Genomic DNA, 12,946 nt, shown 5'->3' with positions numbered 1-12,946 from the left:
GCCACCGACGGCCCGGCTGCGGGCAAGCCCCACGGGTGCGCGCCCGGGCGCGCCACCCGGCCGCAGGGGCTACGCATCGGGGCCCAGGCCCACGGGATGGTGGCAGGCGACGCCCGCCAGCGGTTCGGGAAGTGCGTCGCACGCCGCCGTCGCACGCGTGCACCGCGGGGCGAACGCGCAGCCCGGCGGCAGTGCGGTCAGCTCGGGCGGCAAGCCGGGGATCGGGGTGAACGCACGGTCGGGCAGGGCGTCCAGCAGGCCGCGGGCGTACGGGTGGCGCGGGCCCGGCTCGCCGAAGAAGCGGTGGGCGGCCGTCGTCTCGACGATCCGGCCCGCGTACATCACCGCCACCCGGTCGGCGATCCGTTCCGCCGCCGCCAGGTCGTGGGTGATCAGCAGCAGCGCCCGGCCCTCGTCGACGTGGCGGCGCAGTTCGTCGACGGTCCGCTCGACGAGGTCGCGGTCGAGGCCGGTGGTCGGCTCGTCGGCGAGGAGGAGCGGGGCGTCACCGATGAGGGCGAGCGCGGTCGCCGCGCGCTGCGCGAGGCCGCCGGAGAGTTCGTGCGGGTACCGGTCGAGGTGCCCGGCCGGGAACGCGGCCCGTTCCGCCGCCGCCTCGGCGGCTGCGCGCCGCTCCCGCCGCGGGACGCCGGTCAGCTCGCGGACGGTCTCCTCCAGCTGGGCGCGAACGGTCCGCACGGGGGTGAGGTGGGCGGCCGGGCTCTGCGGTACAAGTCCGACGCGCCGTCCCCGTACCGCGCGGGCCAGCGTCCGCTCGTCCGCGGCGAGCAAGTCGACGCCGTCGAGCAGCGCCGTGCCGGACGTCTGCGCATTGCCCGGCAGGAGTCCGAGGAGCGCGGAGGCGAGGACGGATTTGCCGCAGCCGCTCTCGCCGACGAGGGCGAGGCACTCCCCCGCCGCCAGGTCGAAGTCCGCGTCGGTGACGGCGGCGACGTGGCGTCCGCCGCGCATGCGGAAGCGGACGGAGAGCCCGCGCACGCTGAGGACGGCCTCGTCGGCGCGTTCGGCGGTGACGGCATCAAGGGCTCGTGCGACGCGGGAGTCCGTGGCGTTCACCGGATTCCTCCGATGAACGCCCCGTCCTTTGGGGCGGGGCATCATCGGACTCGTGCAGAGCAGGGCAGAGGTAGCCGTTTCGCCGCCAGGGCGAAACGGCGTCCACCCCGCGACGGGGCGAGGAAGCCCACCGAGATCGATTGTTCTCAACTGTCAGTCCTCCCAGATAGGTTGTGGTGCATGACGACCGCAGCGATCACGGAGGATGCCGGGCATGCCCGGTGGACCTTCCGGCTGCGTGTGTCGTCCACGGCGCGCACCGCCCTGATGGGTGAGTGGGACCGGTGCCGGTGGGTGTGGAACGAATGCGTCGCGAAGTCGAAGCAGACCCACAAGTGGAACAAGCAGCGCCCCGAGGGTGCAGACAAGCGCACCTTCGGCCCGGCGCAACTCGACAAGATGCTGACCGAGGCCCGCAAGCGCACCGCGTGGCTGCGTGAGGGCTCCTCGGTGCCGCAGCAGCAGTTGATCCGCGACTTCGGGACGTCCAAGGCCAAGGCGCAGAAGGACATCCGTGAGCTGCTGCCGATGCGGCAGCGCGCCGGGATGCCCCGCTGGAAGAAGAAGCGTGAGGCCCTGCCCAGCCTCAACTACACCAAGCGGGGATTCCGTCTCAAAGACGGCCGTCTGCGCCTGGCGGGCGGCATCGTCCTGACGGTGGTGTGGTCGCGGGAACTTCCGGCCGACCCGTCCAGCGTCCGCGTATACCAGGACAGCACCGGAGCCTGGTCCGCCTCCTTCGTTATCCCGGCGACCATCGAGACGCTGCCTCAGACCGACCGTGTGATCGGTATCGACTGGGGCGTGAAGGAAACCGCCACGACCACCAGCGACGACCACGACCTTCCCCACGCCCAGCACGGGAAAACCGCCGCGCAGAAGCTCGCCCGCTACCAGAGAATGATGGCGCGCCGGAAGCCGAAGCGCGGGCAGGCTGGTTCGAAGAGCTACCGCGAAGCGAAGCGGCAGACGGCAAAGTTGCACAAGAAGGTGGCCAGGCAACGCCAGGACACCGGCCGTAAATGGGCCAAGAAGGTCGTCCGCGACCACGACGCTTTGGCGGTGGAAGACTTCCGCCCCGAGGCCCTCGCGAAGACCACCATGGCCCGCAAGGCCGCCGACGCCGCCATCTCGGCAACCAAGGCGGCCCTGATCGAAATGGGCCTCAAGCACGGGCGGGATGTCCGCCTGGTGCACCCTGCGCACACCACGATGGAATGCGCGCAGTGCGAAGCGAGAACCAAGCACGCACTACCTCTCTCGGAACGAACGTACGCCTGCACCGCGTGCGGAGCCGTATCCCCCAGGGATAAGAACTCCGCCCGCGTCATGCTGGTCCGGGCTGGTCTCAACCCGGCTAATGCTGATCGTGGAAGTCCAGACGGGGCGCTGCCCCATCGGGCAGCGTGAGCTAGAAATCCCCGGTCAGCCCTGGAGGGTGAGGAATCCTCTCCCTCCAGGGAGGGGAGGATTCAAAGCATCAGCTCCGATCGACGGCGCGGATTGAGCCGGTCCCGCCACGCTCCGGCGAGCCCGGCGATCGCGAGCGTCGGCACGATGAGGAGCAGGCCGGGGAAGAGCGTCGGCCACCAGTCGCCGGCGAGCAGCGAGGAGCGCGCGGACTGGACGAGGTTGCCGAGGCTGGCCTGGTGGCTGGGCAGGCCGAGGCCGAGGAAGGAGAGCGCCGACTCGTGCCACATGGCGTGCGGCACCATCAGGACGGCGGCGAGTCCGGCCTGCGGCAGGACGGCGGGCAGCAGGTGGCGGGCGGTCACCCGGCACCGCGAGGCGCCGCCGGAGATCGCCGCGTCGACGTAGGGGCGCGAGCGCAGCGAGAGCACCTCGGAGCGGACGATCCGGGCGGTCGACAACCAGTGGGTGAGGGCGACGGAGACGATCACCGGCCACACGCCCGGCCGGAACATGGCGACGATGAAGATGCCGAGCAGCAGATGCGGTACGGAGGAGAAGGCGTCGACGATCCGCATGACGACCCGGTCGGTCCAGCCGCCCAGGGAAGCGGCCGCAGCGCCGACGGCGGTGCCGATCACGGTGGCGACGAGCGCGGCGACCAGCCCCACGAGGAGCGAGATCCGCAGCCCGTAGACGCAGCGCAGCAGCAGGTCGCGGCCGACGTCGTCGGTGCCGAAGGGGTGTTCCCAGGACGGCGGGAGGAGTTTCAGCGACAGGTCGACGGCCTGTTCGTCGAGCTGGACCAGCGGCGGTACGAGGAGCACGGCGAGGACGACCGCGCCGACGATCCCCGCGGAGGACCACAGCCGCACGCGTCGGGTCCGGCGCCCGGACCGATCAGCCATCGAAGCCCACCCTCGGGTCGGCGAGCCCGTACAGCAGGTCGGAGATCAGGTTGCCGAGGAGTACGGCGGCAGTGGCGAGCACGGTGAGCGCGGCGAGCAGCGGGAAGTCCACCGAGGTCGCGGCCTGGACGGTCGCGGCGGCGATGCCGGGCCAGCTGAAGACGGTCTCCACGAGGAGGGCTCCGGTGATGAGTTCGGGGACGCGGGAGCCGACCAGGGTGAGCATGGGCAGCATTCCGGAGCGCAGGGCGTGGCCGAGCAGGACGGTCCGGTCGCGCAGGCCCCGCGCGCGTGCCCCGCGTACGGGGTCCTCCTCGAGGGCGTCGCCGACGCCCTGCCTGACGTACAGGAAGAACCAGGGCAGTTGGGAGACGCCGAGGACGAGGGCGGGCAGCACGAGGTGGCTGACCACCTGGTCGGCGGTGACGGTGTCGCTCGCCGTGTCGGTGAGTCCACCGGCCGGCAGCGCCCCGAGCTTCAGTGCGAAGAACCAGATGGCGAGCAGTCCGAGCCAGAAGGCGGGGGCGGCTTCCAGGGTGTACGCAACGGAGCTGACGGTCCGGTCGAGCAGGCCGCCGCGGCGACGGCCGGCGAGGACGCCGAGTCCGGTGCCGAGCACGATGGCGACGAGGAAGGCGGTGACGGCGAGCAGGGCGGACCAGCCGATCCGCTCGGCGATGACGTCAGCGACGGGTTGGCGCATGACGCTGGAGTCGCCGAGGTCGCCGCGCAGGGCGGAGGTGAGCCAGTCCCACCAGCGGGTGACGAGCGGCTGGTCGACGCCGAGGTTGGCGCGCAGCTGGTCGAGGTTCTCCTGCGAGGCGGTGAGTCCGGCGGTGCCGGCGTAGGCCTTGACGGGGTCGAAGGGGGAGGCCGCGGCGACGGCGAAGACCGCGAACGTGACGGCGAGGAGGACGGGGACGGCGAACAGGGCCCGCCGTCCCGTCATCCGTGCCATGGCCCCCCAGGGGAGGCGTCGGCTCACTTCTTCGTGTCCTTGGGGATCCACGCCTCGACGTTCCACCAGGGGCCGGAGGCCAGGCCGTGGTCGTGCGGCTCGATCTGGGTGGAGAGTCCGTTCCAGCTGTCGTTCACCACGTAGAGGTGGTCGATGTGGGTGAGGAAGGTGTAGCCGGGGTCCTTCACGAGCTCGCGCTGGACGGTCGCGTAGGCGGCGTGCCGCTTGACGGCGTCGTTCGTCCGGCGGCCGTCCTCCAGGGCCTTGTCGACGGCCTTGTTGTCGTACCAGGCCATGTTGTTGAAGCCGTCGCCGCCGAGGGTGGACTTCAGGAGCAGGTACTGGTCGAAGTCGGGGTCGCCGGGCGAGCCGCCGCCGGCGAGGACCGCGTCGGTCTTCATCCGGGGCTCGATGACCTCCCAGGTGCCGCCCTGCGTCTTGATCTCGATGCCGGCCTTCTTGGCATCGGAGGCGTAGGCGAGGGCGTGGTCCTGGCGGAGCTTGTCGCCGGAGAGGTACCAGAGCGGGAACGTGGCCCGTACGCCGTTCTTCACGCGGATGCCGTCGGGGCCGGGCTTCCAGCCGGCCTCGTCGAGGATCTTCTGGGCGCCGGCGAGGTCGTGGCGGCGCTCGGTGCCCTTGGCGAACCAGTCGCTGTCGGTGGGGACGGGTCCGTAGGCGGGCTTTCCGGCGCCTTCGAGGATCTTGTCGACCATGGCCTGCCGGTCGACGGCGACGTCGAGGGCGCGGCGGACGGCGGTGTCCCCGGTGACCTTGTTGTGCGTCGGGAGCGTGACGGTCCGGTAGTCGTAGGTCTTCGCGGCGTAGGTCTTCTTCGTCTTGTCGTTCTCGAAGCCCGCGGCGAGGTTGGGCGGCAGGATGGCGGCGTCCAGGTCGCCGGCGCGGAGCCGGGTGGCGCGGACGTCGTCGTCCTTGATGATCGCCATGGTGAACTTCTTCACCCGGGACGCGCCGTTCCAGTAGGTCGGGTTGGCCTTGAAGCTGAGCTTCTCGCCCTTGGACCACTCGCTGAGGACGTACGGTCCGGTGCCGATCGGCTTGGTGGTGAAGGCGCCGGTGTTGACGTCCTGCTTCGCGGCGACGTGCTCGGGGGCGATGGCGTGGACGGTGCGCTCGGCGAAGGGCGCGTAGGGGTACTTGAGCCGGAAGACGACGGTGTCGTCGCCTACCGACTCGACGCTCTCGAGGGCGTCGAGTTCGGTGCGGGAGGGGTTGTTCGTCTTCGGGTCGAGGATCGTCCGGTACGTGAAGACGACGTCCTTCGAGGTGAAGGGGAAGCCGTCGCTGAAGGTCACGTCGTCGCGAAGGGTGTACGTGTAGGTGAGGCCGCCGTCGCTGATGTGGGGCAGCTCGACGGCGAGGGCCGGCTTCAGCTTCATGTCGGCGTCGAAGGCGAGGAGCCCGTCGAAGATCTTGGAGTTGCCGTCCTTGCCGTAGCCGAGGAGAGGGCTGAGGGTCTCGGGCTCGTAGGCGATGCCTACGACCGCGGAGTCCTTCGGACCGCCGGAGCCCGCGGCGGTCCCGCCCGGGTTCGAACAGGCCGCCGCGGTGAGGGCCAGGGCCCCTGCAAGGGTCGCGGCGGCCGCGCCGCGTATGGATCGGGCGGTCATCGTGCCCACACCCCTCTTGAAGATCAACCGTTATTGCGAACGACTCGCAATTAAACAGTATGTAAAGGGGTGCGGGCACATGGGCCCCTTACGGATTGGTCAGACGGGCGCCGGCAGACCGACCAGGGCGGCGATGGTGTCCTGGTGCCGCCCCGCCGAACCCAGAGCGATCTGGTCGGACTTGGCCCGCTTCAGCGCGAGGTGTGCGGGGTGCTCCCAGGTCATGCCAATGCCGCCGTGCAGTTGGACACACTCCTCGGCCGCGTGGACGGCGACCTTGGAGCAGTACGCCTGGACCACGGCCACCGTCAGCGGGGCATCCGGGCTGCCGATGGCCAGTGCGTCGGCTGCGGCGCGGGCCGCCGCCCGGGCGTTCACGACCTCCAGCCAGAGCTGTGCCATCCGATGCTTCAGCGCCTGGAAGGAGCCGACGGGCCGGTTGAACTGGTAGCGCTCGCGGGTGTGGCGGACGGTCTCCTCCAGGCACCACTCGGCGAGCCCGAGCTGCTCGGAGGCGAGCAGTCCGGCTCCTGCGAGCAGTCCGCGCCGGATCGCCGCTGCGGAGGCTTCCGCGTCGGCGAGACGGACACCGGTCGCGTCGCCCGTGGTCACCGCCGCGAGCGGTCGGGTCAGGTCGAGCGGAGTCCGCGGCTCGACAACGGCGTCGGCCGCCTGGACGGCGTGGAGACCGTCGGCGCGCGGCACGAGGAAGATGTCGGCAATGACGGCGTCGGCGACACCGGTCACGGTGCGGGCACCCGTCGCGCCCGAGGCGGGCGTCGTCGGCCCGGCTCCGGTGGGCGCCGGGGACGCGGCCGGGGTCGCGGGGCCCGCGTCGGGCGCCGTCGACAGGGGCAGCGCGAGCACCGCCACCGTGCGGCCTGCCGCAAGACCGGCGAGCAGCTCGGCCACCGGGGCGCTCTCCGTGTCCAGCGCGAGCAGCGTCTCGGTCGCCACCACGGCGCTGGTGAGGTACGGCGCCGGGGTCACCGCGCGGCCCAGCTCCTCCAGGACCACGGCCGCCTCACGGTGGCTCGCGCCCTGTCCGCCGAGCTTCTCGGGTACGAGGAGTCCGGCGGCGCCCATGTCGCCCGCGAGGGACTTCCAGAGGCCGGGGACGTACGGGTCGCCGCTCTCGATCCGGCCGAGCACCACGCTCGGGTCCGCCCGGTCGGTGAGCAGGGAGCGGACCGCCGCCCGCAGGTCGTCTTCGGTTTCCGAGTAGAGCAGGTCCGTCATCGCGCGAGGTCCTTCCAGGCGACGTCCTTGTCGTTGCGGGGCTCGGCGGGCAGACCGAGGACTCGTTCGGCGACGATGTTGAGCAGGACCTCGGTCGTGCCGCCCTCGATCGAGTTGCCCTTGGAGCGCAGATAGCGGTAGCCGGCGTCGCGGCCGGTGAAGTCGACGAGCTCGGGGCGGCGCATCGTCCAGTCGTCGTACAACAGCCCCTCCTCGCCGAGGAGTTCGACCTCCAGGCCGCTGATGGCCTGGTTGAGACGGGCGAAGCCGAGCTTCATGGCGCTGCCCTCGGGGCCGGGCTGTCCGGCGACGAGCTGCTGGCGCAGCCGCTCCCCGGTGAGCCGGGCCACCTCGGAGTCGACCCAGAGGTCGAGCAGCCGCCGGTGGAGGTCATGGGTGCGCAGCTCGGGGCGCTCGCGCCAGGTCGTGGAGACCGGCCCGATCATCCCGCCCTCGCGGGGGATGCGGGCGCCGCCGATGGAGACCCGCTCGTTCATGAGCGTGGTCTGGGCGACCCGCCAGCCGTCGCCGATCTCGCCGAGCCGGTGGGCGTCGGGGATGCGTACGTCGGTCAGGAAGACCTCGTTGAACTCGGCCTCGCCTGTGATCTGGCGCAGCGGCCGGACTTCGACACCCGGATCGGTCATGTCGCAGATGAAGTAGGTGATGCCCCGGTGCTTGGGCAGGTCCGGGTCGGTGCGGGCGATGAGGATGGCCCAGCGTGCCACGTGGGCGCTGGACGTCCACACCTTCTGGCCGTTGACGACCCAGCTGTCACCGTCGCGGACGGCGCGGGTGCCGAGCGCGGCGAGGTCGGAGCCCGCCCCGGGCTCGCTGAAGAGCTGGCACCACACCTCCTCGCCGACCCAGAGCGGCTTGAGGAAGCGCTGCTTGACCTCATCGGAGCCGTACGCGAGGACGGTCGGGGCGGCCATTCCGAGGCCGATGCCGATGCGGCGGGGATCGTTGTCGGGGGCGCCGGCGGCGGCCAGTTCGGCGTCGACGACGGCCTGCAGGGAGCGCGGGGCGTCGAGGCCGCCGAGGCCGACGGGGTAGTGCACCCAGGCGAGTCCGGCGTCGAAACGAGCCCGGAGGAAATCCGTACGGTCGGTGGTGGCGGGCGGGTGCTCGGCGAGCAACCGCTGCGTACGGGCGCTCAGTTCGGTGGCGTCGATCACGACGGTCATCGGGCGGCCCCTTCCGGGAGGACGACCAGACGGCCGGTGGTGACACCCTCGGAGACGCGCTGCACGGCGTCCGCCGCGCCGGCGAACGGGACGCGCTCGCTGACCAGCGGCTTGATGAGTCCCTTGGCGGCGTACTCGGTGAGGGTCTCGTGGCAGCGCAGGATGGCGGCCGGGTCCTTCAGGTTGTACAGGCCCCAGTGCAGGCCGACGATCGAGTAGTTCTTGACGAGGGCGTGGTTGAGGGCGGGCGAGGGGATGGACCCGCTCGCGAAGCCGACGATCACGATCCGGCCCTCGAACGCGACCACCTTGGCGGACTGGGCGTAGGCCGCGCCGCCGACGGGGTCGTAGATCACATCGGCGCCGCGGCCGCCGGTGGCCTCCTTGACGGCGGCGATGACGTCCTCGGAGTGCCGGTCGACGACGACGTCACAGCCGAGCGCCCGGGCGACCTCGGCCTTGTCCGATCCGCCGACGACGCCGATGACCGTGGCGCCGGCCGCCTTGCCGAGCTGGACGGCGGCGCTGCCGACGCCGCCCGCGGCGGCGTGCACGAGCAGCGTCTCGCCCTCCTTCAGGGCGGCGCGCCGGTGCAGGCCGAACCAGCCGGTCTGGTAGCCGATGTGGAGAGCGGCCGCTTCGGCGTCGTCGAGCGCCTCGGGCGCCGGGAGAACGACCGCCGCGTCCGCCACCGCGTACTCGGCGAGTCCGCCGTACGGGAGGGCAGGGGTGGCGATGACCCGGCGACCGTCCTCGGTCTCGCCGCAGATCTCCACGCCGGGGGTGAAGGGCAGCGGGGGCCGCACCTGGTACTGGCCCCGGCAGAGCAGGGCGTCCGGGAAGTTGACGTTGGCGGCGCGCACCTTGAGGAGGAGCTGCCCCTCGCCGGGAGTGGGCGTGTCCACCTCGTCGAGCTGCATCACCTCGCCCGGTTCGCCGTTCTCGTGCACTCGCCATGCCTGCATCGCGGTCCTCCACCAGCCGTCGTCCGTACTGCGCGGTCGGTCGCATACTAAGCGGTCGCTTGTGCCTGGTGGAACCATGCGCGGCGGACTTCTTCCGCTCAGGACTTCTTCGGACGGGCCCGTACGTGCATCCGCTCGCCCTGCGGCCCGAACAGGCTCAGGAACTCCACCGACCCGCCCGACGTCGGCCCGAACCAGTGCGGCACCCGCGTGTCGAACTCGGCCGCCTCGCCGGCGCCGAGGACGACATCGTGCTCGCCGAGGACGAGTCGGAGCTTCCCGGAGAGCACATAGAGCCATTCGTACCCCTCGTGGACGCGCTGCTCCACCCGCTCCTCGGCCTTCTCCTGCACGATCTTGTACGCCTGGAGGCCGCCCGGCTGGCGGGTGAGGGGATACATGGTCCGGCCGTGTCGCACGATCGGCTTCGCGCGCACCCGGGGATCACCGACCGGCGGGGCGCCGACCAGTTCGTCGAGCGGGACCTGATGGGCGCGGGCGATGGGGAGCAGCAGCTCGAGGCTGGGCTTGCGCTGACCCGACTCCAGGCGGGAGAGGGTGCTCACCGAGATCCCGGTCGAGGCGGACAGGTCTCCCAGGGTCGCCCCGCGCTCGCGCCGGATGCGGCGCAGCCGCGGGCCGACCTCGGTCAGGACGGCGTCGATGCGTTCGTCTTCGGTCATGGTTCCATTTGCGGAACCGGCAAGAACATTTGTCAAGCACGCGGCCCCGGAGCATGGTCGCAGCATGAACGCACACGAGGAGCACGACAACGAGCGGTACGACGTGGTGGTGGTCGGCGGCGGCGCGGCCGGGCTCAGCGCGGCCCTGATCCTCGGCCGGTCACGGCGCCGGACGCTGGTGATCGACGCAGGCGAGCCGCGCAACGCCCCGGCCGCGCACATGCAGGGCTTCCTGTCCCGGGACGGGATGAGTCCGGCGGACTTCCTGGCGGCGGGACGACGGGAGATCGCCGCGTACGGCGTGGAGTGGGCGGCCGGGCGGGTGACGGCGGCGGTACCGGACGGCGCCGACGGCTTCGTGGTGACCGTGGAGGACGGCCGCCGGGTCGAGGCGCGCCGGCTCGTCGTCACCACCGGCCTGGTCGACGGGCTCCCGGAGATCGACGGCGTGGCCGAGCGGTGGGGCCGCGAGGTGCTGCACTGCCCGTACTGCCACGGCTGGGAGGTCCAGGACCGGGCCTTCGGGGTGATCGCGCACCCGGAGATGGGCGTCCATCAGGCCCTGATCGTCGCGCACTGGTCCGATGACGTGACGCTCTTCCTGCACACCGCGGGTGCCCTCTCCGAGCAGGACCGGGCCCGGGTGGCGGCGGCCGGCGTGAAGGTGGTGACGGGCGAGGTGGCCGGTCTGGTCGTCGAGGACGACCGGTTCACGGGCGTACGCATGGCGGACGGCAGGGTCGTCGAGCGGGACGTGCTCTTCGTCGGACCGCGCATGACGCCCCGGGACGACCTGCTGACCGCGCTGGGCGCGACCACGCGCGAGACGCCGCTCGGCGCGTTCGTGGCGGTGGACGAGACGGGGCGGACCAGCGTGCCGGGCGTGTGGGCGGCGGGGAACGCGATCGGCGCCCAGGAGCAGGTGATCAACGCGGCGAGCGGCGGCTACCGGGCCGGTGTGGCGATCAACATGGAGCTGATCATGAATGATCTGGACCGCGAGGCCGCGGCCTCGGGCTCGATCTCGACCCCTGCGGGCGACTGACGGGCCTTCAGTTCTCGCTCCCGCCGCGCTATCGATGCGGCGTGACGAACGCGGAGACGGACCCGCCCGGACTGCCCACCCCTCCCCCGCTCGGTGCGAGCGCGCTCCCACCGGGGACGTACGAGGGGAGGGTGGTCCTGGTGACCGGCGGCGGATCGGGGCTGGGGAAGGCGATCGCGGCCGAGTTCGCCCGGCTCGGGGCCGAGCTGCTGCTCGTCGGCCGCACGGCCGCACGGCTGGAGGCGGCGCGGGAGGAACTGGAGGGGATCGGCGGGACGCGGGTGGCGGCCGCGGTCTGCGACATCCGCGAGTCGGAGGCCGTCGCCGCGGCCTTCGACGCCTGCGAGACGGCGTTCGACTCCCGCCCGGACGTCCTGGTCAACAACGCGGCGGCCAACTTCCCCGTACCGGCCGAGGAGTTGTCGCCGAACGGCTGGCGGGCGGTCGTCGACATCACGCTGACGGGCACCTGGTTCATGACCCGGGAGTTCGCCCGACGCCACCTCGCGGGGCGCACTCCCGGGTCCGTCGTCAACGTGGGGGCCTCGTACGCCTGGACCGGAGGCCCCGGCTTCGCCCACTCGGCGGCGGCGAAGGCCGGGGTGAAGAACCTGGTGGAGACGCTGGCCGTGGAGTGGGGGCCGTACGGGATCCAGGTCAACGGCCTGGTGCCGGGGCTGATGCCGCACGAGGACATGACGGCCGACATCCGGGGCGCCCTCGACCGGGCGTCCGGTCAGGACGCCCGGCAGCCCGCCTTCCGGGTGGGGTACCCGCGCGAGCTGGGCTGGGCGGCGACCTTCCTGGCCTCCCCGTACGCGCGGTTCGTCTCCGGGCACACGCTGGTCGTGGACGGCGCGAACTGGCAGCGCCGGGCCCTCGTCAACGACCCCGTGGTGCCGGTGCGCGAGCAACTGGGGCGGGGGCGGTTCGGGGAGTGACGCGCGCTGGTCCACGCGGATGAACCCGGGCGCCTGCGGCTGCGGGGGCGGGACCGAGCGGCGAGGATCGGCGAGGGTGGCCGGACGACCTCCAGAAGCGGAAAGGCAGGGCACACCACATGCTCGGTACGGACTTCACCAAGGGCTCCCCCAGCTGGATCGACCTGGGCAGTCCCGACACGGCGGTCGCCGCCGCGTTCTACACCGCGGTCTTCGGCTGGGAGTTCGCCTCGGCCGGCCCGGACGCCGGTGGCTACGGGTTCTTCCAGCAGGACGGGAAGACGGTCGCCGCCCTCGGTCCGCTGACCGAGGAGGGGGCGAGCAGTGCCTGGACGGTGTACTTCCAGACGCCCGACGCCGACGCCACGGCCAAGACCGCGCAGAGCGCCGGCGGAACCGTGCGTGCCGAGCCCTTCGACGTCATGGACGCCGGGCGGATGGCCCAGCTGACCGACCCGGGCGGGGCCGATTTCGCGGTGTGGCAGCCGGGCACGACGAAGGGCCTGGAGAAGACCTCCGAGGACAACGCGCTGATCTGGGCGGAGTTGCACGTGCCCGACCCGCGGGCCGCCCTGGACTTCTACGGCAAGCTGTTCGGCTGGCGCTCGCAGGAGATGGAGGCGCCGGGGATGACCTACCGGGTGCTGTCCACCGCCGAGGGCGACCTGGAGGACACCTCGTTCGGCGGGATCGCCGAGCTCCAGGAGGGCGGGGACCACGCGCGCTGGATTCCGTACTTCGGCGTGGCGGACGTGGACGACATCGCGGTGCGGACCCAGGGCAACGGCGGCTCGGTCCTGATGCCGGCGGCGGACATCCCCGACGTGGGGCGGATCGCCTGGCTCACCGACCCCTTCGGAGCGCCCTTCGCCGTCCTCAAGCCGTCACCCCCGCAGGGGTAG

General features: G+C 71.9%; 12 protein-coding genes. 4 read left to right on the top strand and 8 right to left on the bottom strand.

Annotated elements, in window-relative coordinates:
- Positions 1–69: 69 nt before the first annotated feature.
- Positions 70–972, bottom strand: a complete 903-nt coding sequence (locus ACFV9D_RS35885; protein ID WP_385156220.1) for an ABC transporter ATP-binding protein — start codon at positions 970–972, stop codon at positions 70–72.
- 285 nt (positions 973–1,257) lie between these two features.
- On the opposite strand from ACFV9D_RS35885, the gene ACFV9D_RS35880 reads away from it, so the two are divergent.
- A complete protein-coding gene (locus ACFV9D_RS35880; RefSeq protein WP_385156155.1) occupies positions 1,258–2,487 on the top strand; it encodes an RNA-guided endonuclease InsQ/TnpB family protein in 1,230 nt (409 codons plus the stop codon).
- A 62-nt stretch (positions 2,488–2,549) separates the two neighbouring features.
- Here the strand turns inward: ACFV9D_RS35880 and ACFV9D_RS35875 are convergent, their stop codons facing one another.
- The 7 genes from ACFV9D_RS35875 to ACFV9D_RS35845 all read right to left on the bottom strand — a co-directional run bounded on the left by ACFV9D_RS35875 (position 2,550) and on the right by ACFV9D_RS35845 (position 10,058).
- A complete protein-coding gene (locus ACFV9D_RS35875) occupies positions 2,550–3,395 on the bottom strand; it encodes an ABC transporter permease (RefSeq protein WP_385156152.1) in 846 nt (281 codons plus the stop codon).
- The gene (locus ACFV9D_RS35870; RefSeq protein WP_385156217.1) at positions 3,388–4,353 is read right to left on the bottom strand and encodes an ABC transporter permease; all 966 of its coding nucleotides are present in this window, start codon (positions 4,351–4,353) and stop codon (positions 3,388–3,390) included. Before ACFV9D_RS35870 ends, ACFV9D_RS35875 begins: the two co-directional genes overlap by 8 nt.
- Positions 4,354–4,376: 23 nt before the next feature.
- A complete protein-coding gene (locus ACFV9D_RS35865; RefSeq protein WP_385156149.1) occupies positions 4,377–5,984 on the bottom strand; it encodes an ABC transporter substrate-binding protein in 1,608 nt (535 codons plus the stop codon).
- Between the two features lie 99 nt (positions 5,985–6,083).
- The gene (locus ACFV9D_RS35860; RefSeq protein ID WP_385156146.1) at positions 6,084–7,223 is read right to left on the bottom strand and encodes an acyl-CoA dehydrogenase family protein; all 1,140 of its coding nucleotides are present in this window, start codon (positions 7,221–7,223) and stop codon (positions 6,084–6,086) included.
- Entirely contained in the window at positions 7,220–8,401 is a 1,182-nt protein-coding gene (locus ACFV9D_RS35855) for an acyl-CoA dehydrogenase family protein (RefSeq protein WP_385156214.1), read from the bottom strand. The genes ACFV9D_RS35860 and ACFV9D_RS35855 overlap by 4 nt, the downstream gene beginning before the upstream one ends.
- Positions 8,402–8,406: 5 nt before the next feature.
- Positions 8,407–9,375 carry an NADPH:quinone oxidoreductase family protein gene (locus ACFV9D_RS35850; protein WP_385156143.1) on the bottom strand — a complete coding sequence of 323 codons (969 nt, stop codon included), beginning with the start codon at positions 9,373–9,375 and terminating at the stop codon, positions 8,407–8,409.
- Between the two features lie 98 nt (positions 9,376–9,473).
- Positions 9,474–10,058 carry a helix-turn-helix domain-containing protein gene (locus ACFV9D_RS35845; RefSeq protein WP_385156141.1) on the bottom strand — a complete coding sequence of 195 codons (585 nt, stop codon included), beginning with the start codon at positions 10,056–10,058 and terminating at the stop codon, positions 9,474–9,476.
- A 64-nt stretch (positions 10,059–10,122) separates the two neighbouring features.
- Between ACFV9D_RS35845 and ACFV9D_RS35840 the strand changes: the two genes are divergently transcribed.
- From ACFV9D_RS35840 to ACFV9D_RS35830, 3 genes are all read left to right on the top strand, one after another.
- The gene (locus ACFV9D_RS35840) at positions 10,123–11,103 is read left to right on the top strand and encodes an NAD(P)/FAD-dependent oxidoreductase (protein WP_385156138.1); all 981 of its coding nucleotides are present in this window, start codon (positions 10,123–10,125) and stop codon (positions 11,101–11,103) included.
- Positions 11,104–11,144: 41 nt separating this feature from the next.
- A complete protein-coding gene (locus tag ACFV9D_RS35835; protein WP_385156135.1) occupies positions 11,145–12,044 on the top strand; it encodes an SDR family oxidoreductase in 900 nt (299 codons plus the stop codon).
- Positions 12,045–12,163: 119 nt separating this feature from the next.
- Positions 12,164–12,946 carry a VOC family protein gene (locus tag ACFV9D_RS35830; RefSeq protein WP_385156132.1) on the top strand — a complete coding sequence of 261 codons (783 nt, stop codon included), beginning with the start codon at positions 12,164–12,166 and terminating at the stop codon, positions 12,944–12,946.

This window comes from Streptomyces sp. NPDC059875 (genome assembly GCF_042731085.1).
GTDB lineage: Bacteria > Actinomycetota > Actinomycetes > Streptomycetales > Streptomycetaceae > Streptomyces.
Note: the sequence above shows the minus strand (reverse complement) of the source record. Positions and strands in the feature narration are given on the sequence as shown.